Origin of the sequence: Cryptosporangium sp. NPDC048952, assembly GCF_043197895.1 — a bacterium.
Classification (GTDB): Bacteria; Actinomycetota; Actinomycetes; order Mycobacteriales; family Cryptosporangiaceae; genus Cryptosporangium.
Genome location: NZ_JBICTY010000003.1, coordinates 377,103 through 401,642 on the forward strand (window position 1 = coordinate 377,103; position 24,540 = coordinate 401,642).

Annotated in this window: 18 protein-coding genes and 1 pseudogene; all 19 read left to right on the top strand. The window is 70.6% G+C overall.

The genetic code is table 11. The annotated features are described in order from the left end of the window. The first annotated feature begins 205 nt into the window (after positions 1-205). Positions 206-3,073 (top strand): leucine--tRNA ligase, encoded by a 2,868-nt coding sequence (gene leuS, locus ACGFY5_RS17790; protein ID WP_392721044.1) that lies wholly within the window; start codon positions 206-208, stop codon positions 3,071-3,073. A gap of 299 nt (positions 3,074-3,372) precedes the next feature. After that, entirely contained in the window at positions 3,373-3,804 is a 432-nt protein-coding gene (gene mraZ / locus ACGFY5_RS17795) for a division/cell wall cluster transcriptional repressor MraZ (RefSeq protein ID WP_392721046.1), read from the top strand. Positions 3,805-3,990: 186 nt separating this feature from the next. Continuing rightward, entirely contained in the window at positions 3,991-4,983 is a 993-nt protein-coding gene (gene rsmH / locus ACGFY5_RS17800; RefSeq protein WP_392721047.1) for a 16S rRNA (cytosine(1402)-N(4))-methyltransferase RsmH, read from the top strand. Beyond that, positions 4,983-5,774, top strand: a complete 792-nt coding sequence (locus ACGFY5_RS17805; RefSeq protein ID WP_392721049.1) for a hypothetical protein — start codon at positions 4,983-4,985, stop codon at positions 5,772-5,774. The genes rsmH and ACGFY5_RS17805 overlap by 1 nt, the downstream gene beginning before the upstream one ends. Positions 5,775-6,553: 779 nt before the next feature. Further along, positions 6,554-8,329: a peptidoglycan D,D-transpeptidase FtsI family protein gene (locus ACGFY5_RS17810; RefSeq protein ID WP_392721051.1), complete on the top strand. Its 1,776-nt coding sequence runs from the start codon at positions 6,554-6,556 to the stop codon at positions 8,327-8,329. 22 nt (positions 8,330-8,351) lie between these two features. Beyond that, entirely contained in the window at positions 8,352-9,899 is a 1,548-nt protein-coding gene (locus ACGFY5_RS17815; protein WP_392721052.1) for a UDP-N-acetylmuramoyl-L-alanyl-D-glutamate--2,6-diaminopimelate ligase, read from the top strand. Continuing rightward, a complete protein-coding gene (murF, locus tag ACGFY5_RS17820; protein WP_392721053.1) occupies positions 9,896-11,344 on the top strand; it encodes a UDP-N-acetylmuramoyl-tripeptide--D-alanyl-D-alanine ligase in 1,449 nt (482 codons plus the stop codon). The genes ACGFY5_RS17815 and murF overlap by 4 nt, the downstream gene beginning before the upstream one ends. After that, a complete protein-coding gene (mraY, locus tag ACGFY5_RS17825) occupies positions 11,341-12,417 on the top strand; it encodes a phospho-N-acetylmuramoyl-pentapeptide-transferase (protein WP_392721054.1) in 1,077 nt (358 codons plus the stop codon). The genes murF and mraY overlap by 4 nt, the downstream gene beginning before the upstream one ends. Next, a complete protein-coding gene (murD, locus tag ACGFY5_RS17830; RefSeq protein ID WP_392721056.1) occupies positions 12,414-13,793 on the top strand; it encodes a UDP-N-acetylmuramoyl-L-alanine--D-glutamate ligase in 1,380 nt (459 codons plus the stop codon). Before mraY ends, murD begins: the two co-directional genes overlap by 4 nt. A 3-nt stretch (positions 13,794-13,796) precedes the next feature. After that, positions 13,797-15,125, top strand: a complete 1,329-nt coding sequence (gene ftsW / locus ACGFY5_RS17835; protein WP_392721057.1) for a putative lipid II flippase FtsW — start codon at positions 13,797-13,799, stop codon at positions 15,123-15,125. Then, positions 15,122-16,234, top strand: coding sequence for a glycosyltransferase (locus ACGFY5_RS17840; RefSeq protein ID WP_392721059.1), 1,113 nt, complete (start codon positions 15,122-15,124; stop codon positions 16,232-16,234). Before ftsW ends, ACGFY5_RS17840 begins: the two co-directional genes overlap by 4 nt. After that, positions 16,231-17,658, top strand: coding sequence for a UDP-N-acetylmuramate--L-alanine ligase (gene murC / locus ACGFY5_RS17845; protein WP_392721061.1), 1,428 nt, complete (start codon positions 16,231-16,233; stop codon positions 17,656-17,658). The genes ACGFY5_RS17840 and murC overlap by 4 nt, the downstream gene beginning before the upstream one ends. 46 nt (positions 17,659-17,704) lie before the next feature. Then, positions 17,705-18,481, top strand: a complete 777-nt coding sequence (locus ACGFY5_RS17850; RefSeq protein ID WP_392721062.1) for a cell division protein FtsQ/DivIB — start codon at positions 17,705-17,707, stop codon at positions 18,479-18,481. 349 nt (positions 18,482-18,830) lie between these two features. Continuing rightward, positions 18,831-20,000, top strand: a complete 1,170-nt coding sequence (ftsZ, locus tag ACGFY5_RS17855) for a cell division protein FtsZ (RefSeq protein WP_392721063.1) — start codon at positions 18,831-18,833, stop codon at positions 19,998-20,000. 22 nt (positions 20,001-20,022) lie between these two features. Beyond that, on the top strand, positions 20,023-20,721 hold the full coding sequence (locus tag ACGFY5_RS17860; RefSeq protein ID WP_392721064.1) for a YggS family pyridoxal phosphate-dependent enzyme: 699 nt from the start codon (positions 20,023-20,025) through the stop codon (positions 20,719-20,721). A 70-nt stretch (positions 20,722-20,791) separates the two neighbouring features. After that, positions 20,792-21,400: a cell division protein SepF gene (locus ACGFY5_RS17865; protein ID WP_392721066.1), complete on the top strand. Its 609-nt coding sequence runs from the start codon at positions 20,792-20,794 to the stop codon at positions 21,398-21,400. 15 nt (positions 21,401-21,415) lie between these two features. Then, positions 21,416-21,715: a YggT family protein gene (locus ACGFY5_RS17870; protein ID WP_035857056.1), complete on the top strand. Its 300-nt coding sequence runs from the start codon at positions 21,416-21,418 to the stop codon at positions 21,713-21,715. A gap of 43 nt (positions 21,716-21,758) precedes the next feature. Next, positions 21,759-22,598, top strand: a complete 840-nt coding sequence (locus ACGFY5_RS17875) for a DivIVA domain-containing protein (protein ID WP_392721069.1) — start codon at positions 21,759-21,761, stop codon at positions 22,596-22,598. Between the two features lie 1,369 nt (positions 22,599-23,967). After that, a pseudogene (locus ACGFY5_RS17880) lies at positions 23,968-24,540 on the top strand (hypothetical protein); the annotation flags it as partial.

The window sequence follows — 24,540 nt, forward strand, 5'->3', positions numbered from 1 at the left end:
GTTCGTAGCCCCGTGGCCGGTCCCTGCCGCAAGGGTGCCGGGCTCCTTATCGTGCCGTGCTGACGCGCGGCTCCGACGTCGGCCCCGGTGCCTGAAGTGCGGCCAGACTGAGAGAGCCCCCACGCAGCACGGCGACCCCTCATATGAGGGGTTTTTTCGTGTCTCGAGCCCGCCACTGTCCAGTCTTCAGTCAAGGAACCCCACGATGAGCGAGCAGAACTCCACCGACGCGCCCGCGCACCGCTATTCGGCAGCGCTGGCCGCAGCGATCGAGGAGCGCTGGCAGGACCGCTGGGAGGCCGACGGCACGTTCCACTCGCCGAACCCCTCCGGTCCGCTGGCCGCTCCGTCGCCGGGGTGGCACAACGACGGCGGCCAGCCGATGTTCGTCATGGACATGTTCCCGTACCCCTCCGGCGCCGGCCTGCACGTCGGCCACCCCCTGGGCTACATCGGCACCGACGTCTACGCGCGCTACCACCGGATGCTGGGCTACAACGTCCTGCACCCCATGGGCTTCGACTCCTTCGGCCTGCCCGCCGAGCAGTACGCGGTGCAGACCGGTACGCATCCCCGCAAGACCACCGACGAGAACATCGGCAGGTACAAGGCGCAGCTGCGCCGGCTGGGCTTCGGCCACGACAGCCGCCGGATGCTGGCCACCACCGACGTCAGCTACTACCGCTGGACGCAGTGGATCTTCCTGCAGATCTACAACTCCTGGTACGACACCGACGCCGGTAGGGCACGGCCGATCGAGGAGCTGGAGGCGGCGTTCGCGTCCGGCGCCCGGAAGACGCCCGGTAAAGCCTGGGACGAGCTGACCCGCATCGAGCAGCGCACGCTGATCGACAGCCACCGCCTGGCCTACCTGTCCGAGGCGCCGGTGAACTGGTGTCCCGGTCTGGGCACCGTGCTGGCGAACGAGGAGGTCACCGCCGACGGTCGCTCCGAGCGCGGCAACTTCCCGGTCTTCAAGCGGCGGTTGCGGCAGTGGATGATGCGCATCACCGCCTACGCCGACCGGCTGGCCGACGACCTGGACCAGGTCGACTGGCCGGAGTCGATCAAGGCCATGCAGCGCAACTGGATCGGACGCTCGACCGGCGCGTACATCGACTTCCAGATCACCGAGCCGGCCCGCGGCCGCCACGGCGCTCCCAAGGCACCCATCCGGGTGTTCACCACCCGTCCCGACACCGTTTTCGGTGCCACCTACCTGGTGGTTGCTCCCGAACACCCACTGCTGGACGCGATCGTCCCCGACGAGTGGCCGGCGGACATCCCGGCGAGTTGGACCGGGGGTGCGGGCGACCCGTCGACCGCCGTCGCCGCGTACCAGGCCCAGGCCGCGTCGAAGTCCGATATCGAGCGGTCCGCCGACGCACGCAAGAAGACCGGTGTCTTCACCGGTTCCTACGCGATCAACCCGGTCAACGGCGCGCGGGTACCGGTGTTCGTCGCCGACTACGTGCTGACCGGTTACGGCACCGGCGCGATCATGGCGGTGCCCGGCCAGGACGAGCGCGACTGGGAGTTCGCCGAGGTCTTCGACCTGCCGATCGTCCGTACCGTGCAACCCACCGAGGGTTTCGACGGCAAGGCGTTCACCGGTGACGGCCCGGCGATCAATTCCGGCTTCCTGGACGGCCTGGGCGTCGCCGAGGCCAAGGCGCGGATCATCGACTGGCTGGTCCAGAACGACCACGGCGAGGCCACCACCACCTACAAGCTGCGGGACTGGCTGTTCAGCCGGCAGCGGTACTGGGGCGAGCCGTTCCCGGTGCTGTACGACGAGGACGGGCTGCCGGTCGCGGTGCCCGAGTCGATGCTGCCGATCGTCCTGCCCGAGATCGACGACTACTCACCACGGACGTTCGATCCGGACGACGCGGACACCGACCCCGAGCCGCCGCTGGCGCGCAACGAGGAGTGGGTCAACGTCACGCTGGACCTGGGCGACGGCCCGAAGGCCTACCGGCGCGAGACCAACACGATGCCCCAGTGGGCCGGCTCCTGCTGGTACGAGCTGCGTTACCTGGACCCGTCCGACGAGCAGGAGTTCGTCGACCCGGCGAACGAGCAGTACTGGATGGGCCCCGACGAGGCCAAGCCCGCGGGTGGCGTCGATCTGTACATCGGTGGCGTGGAGCACGCGGTGCTGCACCTGCTGTACGCGCGCTTCTGGCACAAGGTGCTGTTCGACCGCGGGCACCTGCGGTCGTCGGAGCCGTTCGGACGGCTGTACAACCAGGGCTACATCCAGGCGTTCGCCTACACCGACGCCCGGGGCGCCTACGTGCCGGCCGACGAGGTGGTGGAGCAGGACGGTGCCTGGACCTGGCACGGCCAGCCGGTGAACCGCGAGTACGGAAAGATGGGCAAGTCCCTGAAGAACGTCGTCACGCCCGACGACATGTGTGCCGAGTACGGCGCCGACACGTTCCGGGTGTACGAGATGTCGATGGGGCCGCTGGACGTCTCGCGTCCGTGGGAGACCCGGGCCGTCGTCGGCTCGATGCGGTTCCTGCAGCGGCTGTGGCGCACGGCGGTCGACGAGGCGTCGGGTGAGCTGCGGGTCACCGACGACGAGGCAGACGACGCGACGAAGCGGCTGCTGCACCGGACGATCGACGGCGTCCGGGGTGACCTGGAGGGCCTGCGGACGAACACCGCGGTCTCGAAGCTGATCGAGCTGACCAACCAGGTGACGTCGGTCTACTCGGGCAAGGGCGCGACGCCTCGCGAGGTCGTCGAGCCGATGGTGCTGATGGTCGCGCCGTTCGCCCCGCACCTGGCCGAGGAGCTGTGGGCGAAGCTGGGCCACGAGGAGACGCTGACCTATCACCCGTTCCCGGTCGCCGACCCGGCCCTGCTGACCGCGGCCGAGATCGAGTACCCGGTCCAGGTCAACGGCAAGGTGCGCGGCCGGATCACGGTTCCCGCCGACGCCGACCAGACCGCCGTCGGAGCTGCGGCACTGGCCGAGCCGAAGGTCGCCGCGTTCCTGGGCGGCAAGGAGCCCCGCAAACTGATCGTGGTTCCCGGCCGAATAGTGACGGTCGTCGTCTAGTTACGTGAGTTAGTTCACTGGGCCGGTGCCCCCGAGTAATCGGGGTCACCGGCCCGAAGTGTGTTAGCGCCCGGGAACGCCTTTCCCTGCACTTCCCGCCGCACACGTGGCGCGTGGTGGAGGAGTGCTCCCTCGGAGTGCCAACCTGCCCCACCCACGCTCCACCACGCTGACCTGCGGAGACATCGGTGGGACACCTGGTGGCTACGGGTTTGAGTCGTTGACGGTGGGGGGAAGTGGAGTACAGTGGGGCGTGATGGAGCATCTGAGATGCTCCTATCCAGGGGGAGGCGGGTGCCGTGTTCCTTGGCACGCACACGCCCCGTCTGGATGAAAAGGGTCGGCTCTTCCTGCCGGCGAAGTTCCGTGACGAGCTGGCAGGAGGACTGGTGGTGACGAAAGGGCAGGAACGATGCCTCTTCGTCTTCCCGATGACCGAATTCAGCAGGGTCGCAGAGCAACTTCGCGCGGCTCCGATGACACACAAGGCGGCCCGCGCCTACAGCCGGGTGTTCTTCGCCAGTGCGCACGACGAAGTCCCTGACCGTCAGGGACGCATCACCATCCCCGCTCATCTACGCGAGTACGCCGGTCTCGACCGGGACTGCGTGGTGATCGGGGCGAGCACCAGGGTCGAAATTTGGGACCGACAGGCGTGGGACAACTACCTCGCCGAGTCCGAGGAAGCGTTCGCAGAAGTCGAGGAGGAGGTGCTGCCAGGGATTTTCTGAACACGGCGAGATCTTTCGGGGCCGGCCGAGCCCCGTGACGTGAGGTCTCCAGCCGCTTGGCGACACTCCTGGCGCACCTTCCCCGGCGCCAGGCCACGCGAAGCGGATGGGGACCTGGCGACACGGTGAGCGACCCGGCCCTTTCGTACACCGGATGCGACCGGGCACCGGATCCAAGGGGGCGGCATGGCCGAGGACGAGGAGTCCCCTTATGCCGCTATCCACGTTCCTGTTTTGCTCGACCGCTGTCTGGAACTTCTCGCGCCCGTCCTGAGCCGTCCGAGCGCGGTGGTGGTCGACGGCACGCTCGGCCTCGGCGGCCATACGGCCGCGATGCTCGCGGCCCATCCCGACGCGACGGTGATCGGCATCGACCGTGATCCCGACGCTCTGCGCCGCGCCGCCGAACGGCTGGGTCCCGACGCCGCGCGCGTCCATTTCGTCCATGCGGTGTACGACCGGGTCCCCGATGCGCTGGCCCAGGCTGGTGTCTCGTCGGTGGACGGGTTCCTCTTCGACCTCGGCGTCTCGTCGCTGCAGTTGGACGAGGACGACCGCGGGTTCTCGTACGCGCGGGACGCTCCGCTGGACATGCGGATGGACACGTCGCGCGGGATCACCGCGGCCGACGTGCTCAACACGTACACACACGGCGATCTCGCCCGCGTGCTGCGGACGTACGGCGAGGAAAAGTTCGCGCCGCGCATCGCGTCGGCGATCCTGCGCGAGCGGGAGCGGACGCCGCTGAACTCCAGCGCCCGGCTCGTCGAGCTGGTGCGGGACGCGATTCCGGCGGCCGCGCGTCGCACCGGGGGCAACCCCGCCAAGCGGACGTTCCAGGCGTTGCGGATCGAGGTCAACGGCGAGCTGGACGCGTTGCGCGGTGCGCTGCCGGCCGCGTTGGACGCCGTCCGGCCGGGTGGGCGCATCGTCGTGATGTCGTACCAGTCGTTGGAAGACCGGCTGGTCAAGCAGGCGTTCGCCGAGGTCACGCGGGATCGGACACCGGCGGACCTGCCGGTGCCGCTGCCCGAGTACGGGCCGAGTTTCCGCAACCTGACCCGTGGGGCCGAGGTTGCGAGCCCGGCGGAGATCGCGGAAAACCCCCGAGCCGCATCGGTGCGGCTGCGAGCAGTTGAACGGCTTTCGAAGGTTCCCAACGAGGGCGAGGTGACATGATGTCGAGCTCACGTGCCGGCCTGCGGTCGCGTCCAGGTGTGGTCCGAGAAGGACGCCCACTGCAGACGAAGACCGCGCCTCGGGAGGCTGCCCGGAGAGCGGCGGCTCAGCGGCGCCGGGAAGCGTTGCCGATCAGCGTGCCGCCTTCGCCGTCGACGCCGTCGCGGCGGCCGGCTGCTGGGTCGCGGGCTCCGTTCATCGTGCTCGTGCTGGTGTTGGCTGCTGGTGGGTTGATCGGGTTGGTGTTGCTGAACACCGCGGTGAACGAGAACGCGTTCCGGCTGCACGATCTGGACACCGAGCAGGCTCGGTTGGACAAGGAGGAGCAGCGGCTCGAGCAGGCGCTGCAGGATCAGGAGTCGCCGAAGAAGTTGGCGGATCGGGCCAAGAAGATGGGGCTCGTGCCGGCTGGGGATCCTGGGTTCGTCGTGCTGCCCGACGGCAAGGTGGTGGGAACCCCGGCCCCAGCCAAGGCCCCCCCGTCCCCGACCCCGTCCGCCTCGTCCCCCCGCCCGTCGTCGTCCGCGTCGGACGACGCGGACGGCAACTCGGCCGGGGATGACGCCGCTGGCGACTCGGCCGGGGATGACGCCGCTGGCGACTCGGCCGGGGACGCCGCCGGCGACTCGGATGGGGACGCCGCCGGCGACTCGGCCGGGGACGCCGCTGGCGACTCCGCCCGGTCCGCGGCTGGCGACTCCGCGAGGGATACCGCTGGTGACTCGGCCCGGGACGGGGCTGGGGAAGGTGCCGGGCGGGGCGTTGAGCCGACGCCGTCGGCGGGTCGGTGATGGCGGCGCAGCCGCCGCGCGACGGGCGCCGGAAGGCGAGTGGTTCCGACCGGTCCGCGGACGAGAACGTGGTGCCCTTCCGGCCGAGGGAGGGGCGGAGCCGCCTCTCCGAGGCGCAGCAGTACCACCCCCGCGGCCGCACGATCCGCGAGAGCGCCGAGTCCGCCCGCACCCCCCGCCAAGCCACCGCAGGCGGCCGCACCCCCCACCCCTCGGACGACGCACCCGCCCGGAACTCCGGCGCCACCGCCTCCAGCCGCAGCGCCGGGGGCCGCAGCGGAAGCGCCACCAGCGGCACTTCGAGCCGCGGTGCCTCCGGCAACAGCGGCTCCGGCCGCAGCGGCAGTAGCAGTTCCGGTCGCGGCGGCAGCAGCGGCTCGAGCCGCGGCAGTGGCAGCGCAGCCGGCCGCGGGAGCAGCAGCGCAGCCGGCCGCGGGAGCAGCAGCGCAGCCGGCCGAGGCAGTAGCAGCGCAGCCGGCAGCGGCGGCGGCAGCGGCGGCAGGGGCGGCGGTGCAGCGAGCCGCGGCGGCAGTACTTCTGGTCGCAGCAGCACATCTGGCCGCGGCGGCAGCAGCGCTGGTCGGGGTGCCTCCGGCGGTGGCCGGGGGGCTTCGGGTGGTGCTGGGCGTGGAAGCGCGGGGCGCGGCACTGGTGGAGGGACCGGGGCTCGGCGGGTCGGGGGTACCAGCGCGCGGGGGCGGGGGAGCACGGTGCGGCGTGGGGGGCGCAGCGTCACCACGCGGCACGCGGAGGGGCCACCTCCACCTCGCCGGCGGCAGGTGCACCTACCACCCCGCCCACCCCGCCGCTCCCGAGGCATCGCCCGCCTGGGCAACCCCGGAGCCCGGCTCCGAATCAGCCTCCTCGTCCTGCTGGCGATGTTCGCCGCAGTCGGCGGCCGACTCGTCCAGATCCAGTCCACCGAGGGCTCCCAATATGCAGCCCTCGCCGCCGACTCCCGCCGCGTCAGCATCGAACTCTTCGCGCCCCGGGGCGCGATCCTGGACCGCGACGGCAACGTCCTCGCCCGCGACGTCCAGGGCGCAACCATCGCCGCCGACCCCGGCTACATCAAGGACCACAACGAGGTCGCCGCAGCAGTGGCTCCGATCCTCGGCATGACCCCCGCTGCCGTCGCGGAAAAGCTCTCCCACACCACCCACCCCGACGGCACCAAGAACCGCTACGTCGTCCTCAAGAAGAAGGTGTCGCTAGCGGTCGGCGACAAGATCAACGCGCTCCGCGAAAAGGTCCCGGGCCTCATCGTCCAGGAGGACCAGGTCCGCGAGGTCCCCGGCGGCCCGTTCGCCGCCAACCTGCTCGGCTACACCGGCTCCGACGGCACGGGCCTCGCCGGCCTGGAGTCCTCCTACGACAAGCTGCTCAAGGGCGTCAACGGAAAACGCTCGTACGACGAGGGCACGGGTGGCCAGGAGATCCCGGACGGCTACCACCGTACCGAGGAACCGAGGGCCGGCTCCGATCTCACCCTCACGATCGACCGCGACCTGCAGTACCAGACCAGCAAGCTGCTCGCCGAACGCGTGGCGGCCACCAAGGCCTACATGGGCACCGCGATCGTCATGGACGCCCATACCGGCGAGATCCTCGCGATGTCCAGCGTTCCCACCTACGACGCGTCGGACCCGAAGACCGCGAAAAAGGGCACGACGCTCGACCTGGCCACCGCGGCGGTCGTCGAGCCGGGCTCGGTCCACAAGGCACTGACTGTCGCCGGCGGCCTCGACGCGGGTGTGATCGAGCCGGACTCGATCCTCACGCTGCCCGAAACGGTCACCAAGGGTGGATACACCTACCGGGACACCCACAAGCACGCCAAGCCCGACTACACGCTGATGGGGATCCTCGCCCAGTCCAGCAACGTCGGCACGATCCAGATCGCCGACAGGCTCGGCCCGAAGCGTCTGTACGAGTACCAGCGCGCGTTCGGGCTGGGCAGCAAGACCGACGTCGGGCTGCCGGGTGAGTCGGCGGGTATCGTCCAGCCGCCGTCGAACTGGAGTGGTTCGTCGGCCGGTTCGATCCCGATCGGACTCGGTGTGGCGGTGACACCCCTGCAGATGACCGCCCTCTACGCGACGCTCGCCAACGGCGGAATGAAGGTCGAACCGACGCTCGTGAAAAGCGTCGTGGGCTCCGACGGCACGGCCCGCCCGGTGGAACGGCCGAAGCCGACCCGGGTCGTGAGCAAGGAAGCCGCCGACACGGTCGTGCGTGACATGACAGCTATCGCCACCACCGAGGGCACGGCTCCGCTGGCCGCGGTACCGGGCTACATCGTCGCGGGCAAGACCGGAACCGGCTCGCGGGCCGAGGGAAACCGTTACCTGGACGGCAACGTGACGTCGTTCATCGGCATTGTTCCGGCCGATTCCCCCCGGTACGTGATCAGCGTGATCGTGCACACACCCAGTAATGGCGTGGGTGGAGCGATCGCCGGGCCGACCTTCTCCGACCTGGCCGGATTCACACTTCGCCGTTACGGCGTGTCACCATCCGGTGCCGCGGCCCCACCGATCACCCTGTACAGGTAGGTCGGCGGTAGGGTCCGTGGCTGTGTCCAACGCCAGCGTCCCGCGGCCTACGTCTCCGGCGGCCGTTCCGGTGACGGAACTCGCCGGGCTAGTCGGCGGCACCGCCACCGGTGAGGCCGTAGTCACCGGAGTTACCCACGACAGCTCAGCTGTTCGTCCCGGCGACCTGTTCGCGGCGCTTCCGGGCGCGCGCACGCACGGTGCGCGCTTCGCGTCCCGCGCGGTGGAAGCAGGCGCGGTCGCGGTCCTGACCGACGCCGCCGGCGCCGCCGTGCTCACCGACTCCGCGAGCGCCGAGGGAGTCGAGGGTCTCCCGCTGATCGTCGTCGACGACCCGCGCGCGGTGCTCGGCACGATCAGCGCGCGCGTCTACGGCGACCCCAGCGCCGCGCTCACCGTCGTCGGCATCACCGGCACGAACGGCAAAACGACAACTGCTTACCTGATCGACGCCGGGCTGCGCGCCGCCGGCCACGTGACGGCCCTGCTGGGCACCGTGGAGACCCGCATCGCGGGGGAGCGGCTCGCCTCGGCACGCACCACACCGGAGGCACCCGACCTGCAGGCCCTGCTCGCGGTCGCGCGGGAACGTGGCGTCACCGCGGTGGTGATGGAGGTGTCCAGTCACGCGCTGGCGCTCGACCGGGTGGCCGCGGTGCGGTTCGCGGTCGGCGCGTTCACCAACCTCGGCGTCGACCACCTGGACTTCCACGCGAACCTCGAGGACTACTTCCAGGCCAAGGCGCGGCTGTTCGACGGCCGTTCCGAGCGCGCGGTGATCAACGTCGACGACGCTGCGGGTCGGCGTCTCGTGAGCCCGGGAGTGATCACGGTATCGGCGGCCGGCGCACCGGATGCCACGTGGCGCGTCGTCGAGCGCGGCCCGGACGGGTTCGTCCAGGACTTCGCCGTCGACGGCCCGGATGGCGCACACACCGCCGCCCGCGTGGCGATGCCCGGCGCCTACAGCATCGAGAACGCCCTCATGGCGCTGGCTGTGCTGGAGAGCGTCGGAGTGCCGCTGGAGACGGCTGTGGCGGCCGTAGCGGAGGCCGGACAGGTGCCGGGGCGGATGGAGCGGGTCACCGGCGCAGCGGACGGTCCGGCCGGTGTGGTGGACTACGCGCACGACCCGGGTTCGGTCGCGGCCGCGCTGGCCGCGCTGCGCCCGTTCACGACCGGAAGACTGATCTGTGTACTCGGCTGCGGGGGCGACCGGGACGTCGGCAAGCGTCCGCTGATGGGCGAGGCCGCGGCGCGAGGAGCGGACGTGTTCGTCGCGACCGACGACAACCCCCGCTCGGAGGAGCCGGCGACGATTCGCACGGCCATGCTCGGCGGCGTCGCCCGGGTACCGGTCGCGGAACGGGCCGAGGTCGTGGAAGTCGGTGACCGGGCGGCAGCGATCGCCGCCGCGGTCGAACAGGCCGGGCCGGGCGACTGCGTCGCCGTGCTCGGCAAGGGACATGAGCAGGGCCAGGAGGTCGCAGGAGTGGTGCACCCGTTCGACGACCGGGAGGTGCTCGCGGCCGCGCTGGCAGCCGTCGGCACCCGGGGAGCACGGGCATGATCCCGCTCACGCTGGCCGAGATCGCGGCCGCGACCGGCGGTGACCTCCGCAACGCGGATCCGGGCACGGTGGTCACCGGCACCGTCGAGTACGACTCGCGGAAGGTGACGGTCGGCGGGCTGTTCGTCGCGCTGAACGGCGAGCGGGTCGACGGCCACGACTTCGCCCCCGGCGCGATCGACGCCGGGGTGGCGGCAGTGCTGGCCACCCGTCCGCTGGACGGTGTGCCGTCGATTCTGGTGGACGACGCGCTGGTGGCGCTGGGCAAGCTGGCGCGCGTTGTCGTCGACCGGCTGCCCGATCTGACGATCGTCGGCATCACCGGGTCCAGCGGCAAAACGTCCACCAAGGACCTGCTGGCCGCCGTCGTGGGCCGCCTCGGCCCGACGGTGGCGCCGCCCGGCTCGTTCAACAACGAGCTCGGCCACCCGTGGACCGTCCTGCGCGCCGACGCCGACACCCGGTACCTGGTGCTGGAGAAGAGCGCGCGTGGCGTCGGACACATCCGCTGGCTCACCGAGATCGCCCCGCCGCGCATCGGCGTCGTGCTCAACGTCGGCGCGGCCCACGTGGGGGAGTTCGGTTCGGTCGAGGTGACCGCGCAGGCGAAGGGCGAGCTGGTCGAGACGCTCCCCGCCGAAGGGCTCGCCGTCCTCAATGCCGACGACAGCCGGGTGCGCGCGATGACGACGCGTACCAAGGCCCGGGTCGTTCTGGTGGGCCTGGCGCCCGACGCCGACGTGCGGGCGAGCGACGTCACGCTGGACGGCATCGGCCGGCCCGGCTTCACGATCCACGCCGGCGGTGCGCAGGCGCACGTCCAGCTCAAACTGCACGGCGAGCACCACGTCGGCAACGTGCTGGCGGCCGCCGCGGTCGGGCTCGAACTGGGGCTCGGGCTGGACGAGCTCGCGGAGATCCTCGGGAACGCCGGGCCGGTGAGCCGGCGCCGGATGGAGGTCACCGAGCGGATCGACGGCGTGACGATCGTCGACGACAGCTACAACGCGAACCCCGACTCGGTGCGGGCCGCGCTCAAGGCGCTGCGCGCGATGGCCACCCCGGCGCCCGACACGGGCGAGGAGCCGCGTGGGCGTCGCAGAGTGTGGGCGGTACTGGGCTACATGGCCGAGCTGGGTGACACCAGCCGGGAACAGCACGACGCGATCGGGCGGCTGGCCGTCCGTCTGGACATCGACCGTCTGGTCGTAGTGGGCCCCGAGGCCGGCGCGATCCACGCCGGTGCGGTTCTGGAAGGGTCCTGGGGAGAGGAGTCGGTGCACGTGCCGGACGTGGACGCCGCGGTGGACCTGCTGGGCAACCAGCTGGCGCCGGGCGACGTGGTGCTGGTGAAGGCGTCCCGGTCGGCGCGGCTCGACCGTGTCGTCGACGCCCTGCTGGCCGGGTCGGTGGCCACACCGGCACCCGGGGGTGGACTGGCGTGAGGAGTGTTCTGGCCGCGGCGTTCGTGGCCTTCGTCGTCTCGATCTTCGGCACCCCGGTCGCGATCCGGTACCTGCATCGGCTGAAATTCGGCCAGGAGATCCGCACCGACGGTCCCAAGCACCACGCGTCCAAGCGCGGCACGCCCACGATGGGCGGCATCGTCTTCATCCTGGCGACGGTCATCGCGTACGTCGTCGCCCAGATCGTCATCGGTGACCACCGGGTCAGCCCGACCGCTGTCACGCTGCTCGGCCTGTTCGTGGGCATGGGCGCCGTCGGTTTCGTCGACGACTACATCAAGATCCGCAAGAAGCGCAGCCTCGGCCTCAACAAGCGGGGCAAGCTGATCGGTCAGGCCGTCGTCGCGGCCGGTTTCGCGTTCCTCGCGCTGAACCTGCCCGACGAAAAGGGCTACACGATCGCGTCCGAGAAGCTCTCGTTCATCCGGGACCTCGACTGGGCGCACCTCACCCAGGTCGGCGCCGCGCTGTTCTTCGCGTTCGTCGTCATCGCGGCCGCCAACGGCGTCAACCTCACCGACGGTCTGGATGGCCTGGCCACCGGACCGTCGATCATGGTGCTGTCGGGCTACATCCTGATCGGCTTCTGGCAGTACCGGCACATCTGCGGCGAGGTCGCCGGACCGAACGGCTACTGCTACTCGGTCCGTGATCCGCTCGACACGGCGCTGATCGCCGCGGCGGCAGCCGGTGCGCTGGCCGGGTTCCTCTGGTGGAACGCACCACCGGCGCGGCTGTTCATGGGTGACACCGGCGCGCTCGGCATCGGTGGTCTGATCGCCGGTCTGGCGCTCACCACGCGCACGACGCTGCTGCTGCTGATCCTCGGCGGGCTGTTCGTCATCGTGACGATGTCGGTCGTCATCCAGATCATCTCGTTCCGCAGCACCGGTAAGCGGGTCTTCCGGATGGCTCCGCTCCAGCACCACTTCGAACTGGCAGGCTGGCAGGAGACCACGATCGTGGTCCGGTTCTGGATCATCGCGGGCTTCTTCGTCGCGGCCGGCCTCGGTATCTTCTTCGCCGACTACCTGAACGTGCTGCAGCAGTGACCGCGCGCTCCTGGTACCCGGGCCGCCATGTCCTCGTCGGCGGCACCGGGGTGACGGGCGCGGCGGTGACCCGCGCCCTGCAGTCGGTCGACGCGCGGGTGACAGTGTTCGACCGGGTCGACTCGGACGCCCTGCAGGCGCTGGCTTCGTCGGGCGCCGAGGTGCTGATCGATCCCGCGGAGCTACCGGGCGACACCGACCAGGTGATCGTCTCGCCGGGGTTCCGCCCGGACAACCCGTTGCTGGCCGGGCCGCTCGCGGCGGGGATCGAGGTCTTCAGCGAGCCGGAGCTCGCCTGGCGCCTGCGTCCCAACGAGACTCCCTGGCTGACGGTCACCGGCACCAACGGCAAAACCACGACCACCACCATGCTGGCGACGATCCTCGCGAGCGCCGGCCTGCGGACGACCGCCGTGGGCAACATCGGTGTGCCCCTGATCGATGCCGTCCTCGATCCAGAGCCGTACGACGTGCTCGCCGTGGAGCTGTCCAGTTATCAGCTGCACTGGTCGTCGACGCTGGCCCCGGCCGCCGCCGCGCTGCTCAACCTCGCCGACGACCACCTGTCGTGGCACGGCGACTTCGCCCGCTACGCGGCGGCGAAGGCGAAACTCTGGCAGTTCCCCGAGACGATCGCGGTGGGCAACACGCAGGACCCCCGGGTCGCCGCGCTGCTCGCGACCGCCCCCGGCAAGGCCGTCGGATTCACGCTCGAAGCGCCGATGCCCGGCGAATTCGGCGTTGTCCAGACGCTCCTCGTCGACCGGGCGTTCGCGCCGGACCCGTCGCAGGCCCACGAAGTCGGCACTGTCGGCGAGGTGCGCCCACCCGGGCCGCACAATGTCGCCAACGCGCTCGCCGCAGCCGCGCTGGCCCGTTCGCACGGCGTCGAGCCGGACGCCGTGGCCGCGGGTCTGGCGGTCTATCGGCCGGAGCCGCACCGGAACGCGTTCGTCGCCGAGCGAAATGGCGTGACCTGGGTCGACGACAGCAAGGCGACCAACCCGCACGCGGCCGAGGCGTCGTTGCGCGCCTACCCGCGCGTGGTCTGGGTCGCCGGTGGTCAGCTCAAGGGCGTCGACATCGCGCCGTTGGTGGAGACGGTCGCGGACCGGCTCGAGGGCGCGGTGCTGCTGGGCGTCGACCGGGCCGAGGTCGCGGAGGCGCTGCGCCGACACGCGCCGCACGTCCCCGTGCGCGAGGTGGACAGGACCGATGATGGTGCCATGACCGATGTCGTGGCCGCCGCCGACGCGCTGGCCCACCCCGGCGACACCGTGCTCCTCGCGCCAGCAGCGGCGTCCCTGGACATGTTCCCGAGCTACGCCGCGCGCGGGCTCGCCTTCGCCGACGCGGTCGAGAAACTGCAGGACTGACGAGTGGCGGCGCCGGCGGGCCTGGATCGGGATGCCCACGTCGCACCCGGCCGGGCCACCGGCGTGGTCGCGAGCCTGCTGCGCCGCCCGATGGCGTCCTACTACGCGCTGCTGGGCAGTGCGGGCCTGCTGCTGGGCCTGGGCCTGATCATGGTGCTCTCTGCCTCCAGCATCGACTCGTACGCCAACTCCGGGAGCGCGTTCACCCAGTTCACCAAACAGTTGACGTTCGCACTGCTGGGCATCCCGGCGTTCTGGCTGGCGCTGCGCCTGCCGATGCGCGTCTGGCCGATGCTCGGCTGGCCGCTCGTCGTCGTCTCGATGATTTTGCTGTTGATGTTGCCGTTCTTCGGCAAAGAGGTGAACGGCGCGAAGCTGTGGCTGGCGCTGGGTCCGATCCAGATCCAGCCGGTCGAGGTGGCCAAGCTCGCGCTGGCGCTGTGGGGCTCGGCGGTACTCGTGCGCAAGCGCCCACTGCTGACCGAGTGGCGCCACCTGGCGGTGCCGCTGCTGGCCGGTTCGGCGGTGCTGTTCGGCCTCGTCGGCCTCGAGGACTTCGGTGGCATGATGCTGCTGCTGTTCATCCTCATCGCGCTGCTGTGGACCGCCGGGGTGCGGTTCCGGGTGTTCGCGACGCTCGGCGCGATCGCGTTCGTCGGCCTGGTGCCGCTGGTCGCGACGAAACCCGAGCGCATCTCGCGGCTGACGTGCTTCACCGACCCGTTCGCCCACCAGGACACCTGCGGGTACCAGGTCGTGCGGGGCTTCTACTCGCTCGGTACCGGCGGCTGGCTCGGTCTCGGTCTCGGGCAGAGCCGGGAGAAGTGGGGCGGGCTCCCCGAGGCCCACAACGACTTCATCTTCGCGATCATCGGCGAGGAACTCGGTGTCCTCGGCTGCCTCGTCGTCATCGTGCTGTTCGGGGTGCTCACCTACGCCGGCATCCGGATCGCCTCCCGGGTCGACGACCCCTTCCGCCGGCTCGTGGCGGCCGCCGGTACGGTCTGGCTGGCCGGACAGGCGCTGGTGAACATGGGGGGCGTGGTGGGGCTGCTGCCGATCACCGGTGTCCCGCTGCCGCTCATGTCGGCGGGTGGCAGTTCGCTGGTGCTGACCATGTTCGTGATCGGCATGCTGGCCAGTTTCGCCCGCCACGAACCCGAGGCCGTGCTCGCGCTGCACGCTCGTGGCCGCGCCTGGTGGGTGCGGTGGTCGGGCATCCCGCTGCCGGAGCTGCCCGGGCGTCCGGGCCGCGCACGCCAGGCGTTACGGTCTGGCAGGGCAGGGCGCCCGTTAGGTCATTATCGGGGGCGGACAGGAGGTCGTCGGTGACGCCGTTGCGCTCGGTCGTGCTCGCCGGCGGCGGCACGGGTGGGCACATCGAACCGGCGCTGGCGCTGGCCGAATGCATCCGCCGGTACCACCCGGACGCCCGGATCACCTGTCTCGGGACGCCGAAGGGCCTGGAGGCCGAGATCATTCCGGCCCGCGGCTGGGACCTCGAACTCGTTCCGGCGTATCCGCTGCCGCGCCGTCCGAACGCCGATCTGGCGCGGACGCCGGGCCGGGTCCGGCGCAGCGTGGCGGCTGTGACCGAGGTACTCGAACGGGTCGACGCGGACGTGGTCGTCGGGTTCGGCGGATATGTGGCACTCCCGGCCTACCTGGCCGCCCGGCGCAAACGCCTGCCGCTGATCGTGCACGAAGTCAACGATCCGCCGGGGATCGCCAACAAGGTGGGTGCCCGCCTGACGCCGTTCGTGGGGCTCGGCGGTGAGCACGTGACGTTGCGGAACGGCACGGTGGTGGGGGTGCCGTTGCGTGCTGCCATCGCTCAGTTGGATCGTGGGGCTGCGCGGGCGGCGGCTCGTGAGTACTTCGGGCTCGATCCCGGCAAGCCGGTGCTGTTCGTCTCCGGCGGTTCGCAGGGCGCCCGCTCGCTGAACCTGGCGGTCACCGCTGCCGCGCCCGCGCTGGCGGCAGCAAACATCCAGGTGTTGCACGTCATCGGGGCCCGCAACACGCTCGACATCATGCCCGAGCCCACCGGTACGAAGTACGTGACGATGCCGTTCCTCGACCGGATGGACCTCGGATACGCCGCCGCCGACCTGATGCTGTGCCGCGGCGGCGCGATGACCTGTGCCGAAGTCGCCGCGGTGGGCTTACCCGCGGTCTACGTCCCACTCCCGTGGGGCAACGGCGAGCAACGGCGTAATGCGCTACCGGTGACGCGGGCCGGTGGCGGACTGCTGGTGGAAGACGCGGAACTGTCCGCGTCATGGCTGGAGGAGAACGTGATACCGCTGTTGGGTGAACCCGACCGGACAAGTGCCATGGGGCGCGCCGCCGCCGGATACGGTCGCCGGGACGGCGACGAGGCCCTGCTCGCCCTGGTGTACCAGGCGGTCCGGGAGAACCAGCGGGAGGCTTCGGCATGACGGAGGATCTCTCGAAACTGTCCGCGGAGGACCTGGGCCGGGTCCACGTCATCGGGATCGGTGGCGTCGGCATGCTCGGCGTCGCGCGGCTGCTGCTCACCCGCGGCATCCCGGTCAGCGGCAGTGACATCAAGGAGTGGCCGGCGCTGGAGACGCTCCGCGCGCTCGGCGCGACGATCCAGCTCGGACAGACCGCGGCGAACGTCCACGGCGTCGACACGGTCGTGTACTCCACCGCGATCCCGGCCGACAACGTCGAGCTGGTCGAGGCGCGCCGGCTGGGCCTGCGGGTGCTGCACCGCGCCGAAGCCCTGGTCACCGCGATGAACGGCCGCCAGGTGATCGCGATCGCCGGCACGAACGGCAAGACCACGACGACGTCGATGGTCACCACCGTGCTGCAGCACTGCGGCGTCGACCCGTCGTTCTTCATCGGCGGCGAGTTCGCCGACGCGGGCGTCGGCGCGCACCACGGCTCCGGTCAGCACTTCGTGGTCGAGGCCGACGAGAGCGACAGGTCGTTCCTGCTCTACTCGCCGTTCGTCGCGATCCTCACCAACCTCGAGGCCGACCACCTCAACACCTACGGCGACATGGCCGGCCTGGAGGCCGCGTTCCGCGAGTTCGTCGACCGGGTGCACCCGAAGGGCTTCGTCGTCGTCTGCGCCGACGACGCCGGGGCGGTGCGGCTGGGGGAGTACGCCCGCGCATGCGGACGGCAGGTCTTCACCTACGGGCGCTCCGAGTACGCCGACCTGCGGCTCACCGAGGAGGCCGGTGACGTCGCCGGTACCTCCTACGTGGCGCGGCTGAACGGCGAGAAGCTCGGCGCGGTGAGCGTGCCGGTGCCGGGCGGCTACCTGGCGCTGAACTCCGCGGCCGCGTTGCTGGCCGCGGTGAAGCTCGACCTCGACCCGGGCAAGGCCGTGGAGTCCCTCGGCCAGTTCCGGGGGGTGCGGCGCCGGTTCGAGCTCAAGGGCGTCGCGGCCGGGGTCCGGGTCTACGACGAGTACGCCTACCACCCGACGTCGATGACCGGCGCGCTCACGACGCTGCGCACGCTGGCCGGCACGGGGCGGCTGATCGTCGCGTTCCAGCCCTACCGGATGTACCGCACTGTCGCGTTCCAGGACGAGATCGCGGAGTCGCTGGCGCTCGCGGACGACGTCGTCGTGATGGAGGTCTTCGGGCCGGGGGAGGTGCGCGAACCCGGGCAGGGTGGCGCGCCGCTCGCGCGCGCGGTGCCGCTGCCGCCGGAGAACGTCGTGTTCGAACCGTCGTGGTCGGCCGTGGCGGCCGAGGTGGTGAGCCGGGCGCGCCCGGGCGACCTGGTCGTGACGATGGGCGCGCCGCCGATCTCGATGCTGGGCACCGAGATCCTCACCGCGCTCGAGGAGCAGCCGGTGGGTCGGCACTCCAGGTGAGGACCGCGCCGGTACGCTCGTCCTTCCCGCTGCGGAGGAGGCGAGCATGACCGGCAAGGCCGATCGTCCGGCGCGTCGCTGGCGACTCCGGCGGGACGCGGTCAACACGTCGGCGCGGGCCGGGGGCCGGCGTGCGTTGCGCAAGAGCCGCCGCGGTCTCCGTGCGGTGGCGCCGTACGCGCTCGTCGCCGCTGTGGTGGGCGTCTCGTCGGTGGCGGTGTGGGCACTGCTGGGTTCGGCGCTGCTCGGCGTCCGCACAATCTCGGTGCGCGGCGAGCGGACCGTCACCACCGAACAGATCGCCCGCGCCGCGGCGATCCCGGTCGGGACGCCACTGGCCCGGTTGGACACCGCCGCGGCGGCGAACCGGATCAGGTCGCTGCCCGCTGTCGCGTCCGTCCAGGTGCAGCGGGCGTGGCCGAACACGGTCGTGGTGACGATCGCCGAGCGCAAGGCCGTGGCGGTGGCGGCCCGCGGACGGGTGTTCGTGCTGCTGGACACCGAGGGCTTTCCGTTCCGGACGGTGACGACCCGGCCGGCGGAGCTGCCGCTGATCCAGGTGCCCCGGGCGAAGGCGGGCGATCCGGCGACCCGGGCCGCGCTGACCGTCGCGAGTGCCCTGACGCCGACGCTGCGCGAACTCACCACGGTCGTCGTGGCGGGGAATTCACAGCGCGTCGAGGTGAGGTTGTCCGACGAACGGGTGGTGTTCTGGGGCACGTCGGCCGACAGTCCGCGGAAAGCGACGATCGCCACCGCGCTGCTGGAAGAATCCGGGAAACGGATCGACGTCAGTGCGCCAGATGTCGTGACGGTTCGTTAGTCGAGTTTCGGGCTATAACTAATGGGCGGAACGTCCCGGGGTGGCGGACCGTTCTCCAATTGCGTAAGGCTTGACCTCTCCAGCCGGTTGAGACCGGTCAACGGTGATCACTTTGGACATTTATCTCTTCTGGGGAACAATGTGGCATTGACGGTCAGGTAGGGGCGGGCGCCGCGATCCTCACGAGACACGCCCGCGTGGCTGCTTGAATCACTGCCGCGCAGACGCCTACCGTCCGACTACATCAACACTTGACATAATAGTAACGCTCTACTAGAGGGTGAGAGTTCGGCCACGTGACGCTGGCCTCCATCGCTCACGGGACCATGCTCACTAGGAAGGCACACCGATGACACCTCCGCACAACTACCTGGCGGTCATCAAGGTCGTCGGCATCGGCGGCGGCGGTGTCAACGCCGTCAACCGGATGATCGAGGTGGGCCTCAAAGGGGTCGAATTCATCGCGATCAACACCGACGCCCAGGCTCTGCTGATGAGTGACGCCGACGTCAAGCTCGACGTCGGCCGTGAACTCACGCGGGGTCTCGGCGCCGGCGCGAACCCGGACGTCGGCCGCAAGGCAGCCGAAGACCACAAGGACGAGATCGAAGAAGTCCTCAAGGGCGCCGACATGGTGTTCGTCACCGCCGGCGAAGGCGGTGGCACGGGCACCGGTGGTGCTCCGGTCGTGGCCAGCATCGCCCGCAAGCTCGGCGCGCTGACCATCGGCGTGGTCACCCGCCCGTTCGCGTTCGAGGGTCGCCGTCGCGCGGTGCAAGCCGAGACCGGCATCGACGACCTGCGCAACGAGTGCGACACGCTGATCGTCATCCCGAACGACCGTCTGCTCTCCCTCGGCGACCGCGACATCAGCATGATGGACGCGTTCAAGATGGCCGATCAGGTGCTGCTGCAGGGTGTTCAGGGCATCACCGATCTGATCACCACGCCGGGTCTGATCAACCTGGACTTCGCCGACGTGAAGAGCGTCATGAGCGGGGCCGGGTCGGCGTTGATGGGAATAGGGAGTGCGCGCGGAGAGAACCGCGCCGTCGAAGCCGCGGAAGCGGCGATCTCCAGCCCGCTGCTGGAGGCCAGCATGGAGGGTGCGCACGGCGTGCTGCTCTCCATCGCCGGTGGATCCGACCTGGGCCTGTTCGAGATCAACGAGGCCGCCTCGCTGGTCGCGGACGCCGCGCACCAGGACGCGAACATCATCTTCGGAACGGTGATCGACGACGCGCTCGGCGACGAGGTGCGGGTCACCGTCATCGCGGCTGGATTCGACAGTGGTGCTCCGGCGTACCGGGCGGCGACGACCCGGGTCAGCTACGCCGAGCAGCACCAGCAGCGCTACACCGACCAGTCCGGGTACGCGCCGCGGCAGCCGGCCAACCAGCCGGTCTCGGCGGCGCCGGCCCCGGCTCCGCAGCCCCCGGCGCCGGAGCCCGCTCCGCAGCCCAAGCGCGTGATCTTCGACGACGTCGACGTGCCCGACTTCCTCAAGAACGGCGCCTGAGATCTCTGACCGCCGGGCAGAGTTGAGCGCGAGCTTGGCCGACGTCAAGAAGCGCATCGACGCGGCCTGTGTGGACGTGGGACGCGATCCGGCGGATGTGACGTTGATCGCGGTCACCAAGACCTGGCCGGCTTCGGATGTGGCGGAGCTGGCCGGGCTCGGTGTGCGCGACGTGGCGGAGAACAAGGATCAGGAGGCTCGGGCGAAGGCTGCTTCGCTCGAGTCGCTGGACGTGCGGTGGCACTTCGTCGGGCAGCTCCAGCGGAACAAGGCGCGGTACGTCGTGCGGTACGCCGACGTCGTGCACAGCGTCGATCGTCCGGAGCTGGTTTCTGCGCTGTCCAGGGCGGCTGCGCAGCACCGGTCGTCTCCGCTGGACGTGCTGCTGCAGGTGGATCTGGGTGACGGTTCGTCGGCCGGGCGCGGTGGGGTGGCGCCGTCGGGCGTGGCGTCGCTGGCTGCCGAGGTCGCCGCGGCCGACGCGCTGCGTCTCGTCGGACTGATGGCGGTTGCGCCGTTAGGTGGAGATCCGGACGGCGCGTTCGCTCGACTCGCCGAGTCGAGCGTCGCTCTCCGCAGTGAGCACGTGGACGCGACGTGGATCTCGGCGGGTATGAGCGGCGATCTGGAGTCGGCTGTGCGACACGGTGCGACTCATGTGCGTGTCGGATCGGCTTTGCTCGGGAATCGAGTGTCCGGACACGGTAGTGTGAGGCCTTGAAAAAGCGGAATCACACGGGTGTCATTTAGCTTCGGTCGTTCTTACGCCGACGAGGAGGAGGGGGCGCTCCATGGGTGCATGGCGGAAGGCAGGCGTCTGGCTCGGCCTCGTCGAGGACGACCCACGCTACGAGGACGGTCCGTACGAGGACGGTCGGTATGAGTCGCGGCGTTTCGACGACCGGGATCGACGCTATGCGGATGACGATCTCGACACCTATGAGGACGAGTTCGAGGAGCCGGCTCCCCGGCCCACCCGTCTCGAGCGCACCCCGGCCCGGCCGGTCAGCCGGGTTCCGGTTACGCCGGCGCCGCCGACCCACGACAACCTGGCGCTCGCGCCGCAGCTGTCACTTCGCGAGAGGGCGGTGGTGAGCGACGTGAGCGAGCCAGAAGAGACGTCGTACCGGATCACCACGCTTCATCCGACGAACTACAACGAAGCGCGAATGATCGGTGAGCAGTTCCGCAATCACATTCCGGTGATCCTCAACCTCACCGAAATGGACGAGGCGGATGCCAAGCGTCTGGTTGACTTCGCGGCAGGACTCACGTTCGGCCTGCGCGGTAGCATTGAGCGCGTGACCAACAGGGTCTTCCTGCTCTCGCCGGCCAACGTCACCGTCACCGCGGAGGAAAAGGCTCGGATCGCCGAGGGCGGCTTCTTCAACCAGAGCTAAGGACGTCGTACTCCCGTGTTGCTCGTGTGGCAGCTTGCCTACTTGCTGCTCTATTTGTTCCTTTTGGTACTTCTTGGGCGACTTGTGGCGGAGTACGTGCTTGTCTTCGCACGGCGCTGGCGGCCGGGCCGCGCCGCGTCCGCCGCGCTCGAGGTCGTATACAGCACTACCGATCCGCCGCTCAAGGCGCTGCGCCGGGTGATCCCCCCGCTGAGGATCGGAAGCGTTAGCCTCGACCTCGGTTTCCTGTTGCTGCTCATGATCGTCACCATCCTCATGAGCGTGGTCCGACGGCTGTCCGAGACGGCATACTGACCGCACGCCGTCCAGCCACCCAGATGTGTCCGGAGGAGTTTCGATGCCGCTGACCCCCGCCGACGTTCATAACGTCGTCTTCAAGAAACCGCCGATCGGCAAGCGCGGTTACGACGAGGACGACGTCGACGCCTTCCTCGACGAGGTGGAGCGGGAGCTCGCTCGGCTGATCGAGGAGAACAACGACCTCAAGGCTCAGGTGGAGCGGGGCCGTACCGGCGGCCCGGCGGCCGCACCGGTGGCCCCGGCCGGGGGCGACCCCGACGTCCGGCGTCTGCACGCCGAGAACGGCGAGCTGAAGAACCAGGTCGAGCGTCTCCGCCAGGAGACCCAGCAGGCCAAGCAGGCCGCTGCGGCCGCTCAGCAGCAGGCGCAGAGTGCCCAGAGCCAGGTCACCAGCGGTGCACTGCCCGCTGTGGCCGGTGGCGGCGGCGACGACCAGGGCGAGAAGGCGCTCCGGGTGCTGATGCTCGCGCAGCGCACCGCGGACGACCACGTCGCCGACGCTCGTCGTGAGGCCGACAAGCTGCTCTCCGAGGCGCGCTCCAACGCCGAGGAGCTCACCCGGGACGCCCGGGCGAAGGCCGAGGCCCTCGAGCGCGACGCACGCCAGCGTCACCAGGAGGCCATGGGCGGCCTGGAGGCCAAGCGCACCGCGCTGCAGAAGCACATCGAGCAGCTCAAGGCGTTCGAGCGTGAGTACCGCACCCGTCTCAAGGCCTACCTGGAGAGCCAGCTGCGTGACCTCGAGGCGCGTGGCCAGGCCACCGAGGCCGAGATCAGCCGTGAGGGCGTCGGCACCTCCAGCCTCTCCGGTGCATTCGGCGGGCCGCACAGCGGTCTACCGCGTTCCGGGGACATCGCCGACACCCACGGTCGCTGACCCTGGGGCCATCGGGCTGGGGTTTCGCTAAGCCGTGATCGTCGTCAGCCTTCTCTTCGTCTGCGCGTCAGCCGTGCTATTGGGCGCGGGGGTCGTGCAGACGAGTGATGGCTTCGTTCTGGCCTCCATCGCTACCTGTCTGCTCGCGGGCGTGTTCCTGGCGTTCGGCATCCGCCGGCAACGCGCCCGTGTGGCGGCAGCGGCTGCGCCTGGAGAGCAGGAAGCGAGCGCCCCCGCTCCGGCGCTGTTACGGGTCAAAGCGGAGCGGCTCATTGCCGTGGAGGAGCCGGCCGATTCTCGGTCGGCTCCGGACGCGGGTTACCCGCGGGACGGCCGCCGCCCGGACGAGGCTTTCCCCCCGCCCCAACAGGGCCGCCCCGACTACGTGCCCCGCTCCGACCCGTCGGATCGGCCCGGTTTCGCGGCGCGTGCTGAGCACGAGGGGCGCTCCGAGTACGCCGGGCGGCCGGATTCGTCGGGTCGGCCCGAGTATTCGGGCCAGGGACGGCCGAACGATCGGCCCGAGTTTTCGGGCCAGGGGCGGCCCAACGAGGAGTATCGGCCCGACTATCGGGACGAGTATCGGCGGCCCGAGCAGCCTGCGGCTTCGCGGCCGGCGGCGCAGGCGGGGCCCGCGCGTTCTGCTGGGCACCCGACGAGCCCGGGTCATCCGACGAGTCCGGGTCATCCGACGAGTCCGGCGCACCCGACGAGCCCCGGGCATTCGGCGCGGCCGACGAGTCCGGCCCGGCCGGCCGCTGCGCATGCTGGACCCGGGTGGCCCGCGGCGGCACAGACGAGCCCGGCGCGCTCGGGCGGGCCCGGCCACGCGTCCCGGCCGTCGGACCCCTGGGCCGAGCCCGGTCGTCCGAGTCGTCCGCAGCAGGAACCGGGGCGGCCCGTCTCCGCGCCCCCGTCGGTGCACCAACCGACCAGCAGCCACCGCCCACCGAACCCCCGCGAAGGCGACATCCGCGACCGATCGACGCCCGGCTACGCCGAGGGATACGCGTCGGGCCGTTCGAGCAGCGGCGACCGCGCCTACGGCCGCCCGTCGCCGACCGACCAGCAGTACCCCGGCCCCGGACAACGCCCCCCAACCCAGCCGCACACTCCCGGCCCGCACTCTCCCCAGCCACACGCCTCGGGGCTCCATGGCTCCGGGCCGCACGGGTCTGGGCCGCACGGGTCTGGGCCGCACGGGTCTGGGCCGCACGGGTCTGGGCCGCATGGGTCTGGGCCGCATGGGTCTGGGCCGCACGGGTCGGGACCGCCGCGGTCCGGACGGCCGGGCGCGACGCCGCAGAACCAGCCGTATCCGGGTCAGCGCGGCAGCGTTCGGCCCGAGCGTGACCGTGACATCTATGCGATGCCCGCGGACGTGATCAACGAGGCGCGCGCCACCGCTGCCGAGCGGGAGATCTCCGAGACGGCCGAGACGGTCGTGGTCACCGACGCGGATGTCGTGGCCGAGGTCATCGACACGCCTGTCGACAGTGCCCAGTCCGACGCCGACCAGGTCGGCGAGGGCGAGCCCACCGACACGATCGTCCTGGACGCCCAACCGGTGCTACTCATCTCCTCCACCCGAGTAGAAGACGACACCCCCGACCGTCCCGTAAGCGGCCCAGGCCACACCTCACCCCCTTCCCGCCCCACAGACCCCACCCGCCGCGACCAACCACCCCGCCGCGAAGAGCCGAACCGCCGCGCAGACGCCGACCGTCACGCGGATGCCACCCGCCGCGCCGAGCCGGACCGCCGTGCCGGCGCCGACCGTCACACGGACGCCCCTCGCCGGACCGAATCAGACCGCCGTGCTGACACCGAGCGTCGCGCGGAGTCGGATCGCCGTGCGGACGCCGAGCGTCGCGCGGAGTCGGATCGCCGTGCGGACGCCGAGCGTCGCGCGGAGTCGGATCGCCGTGCGGACGCGGATCGT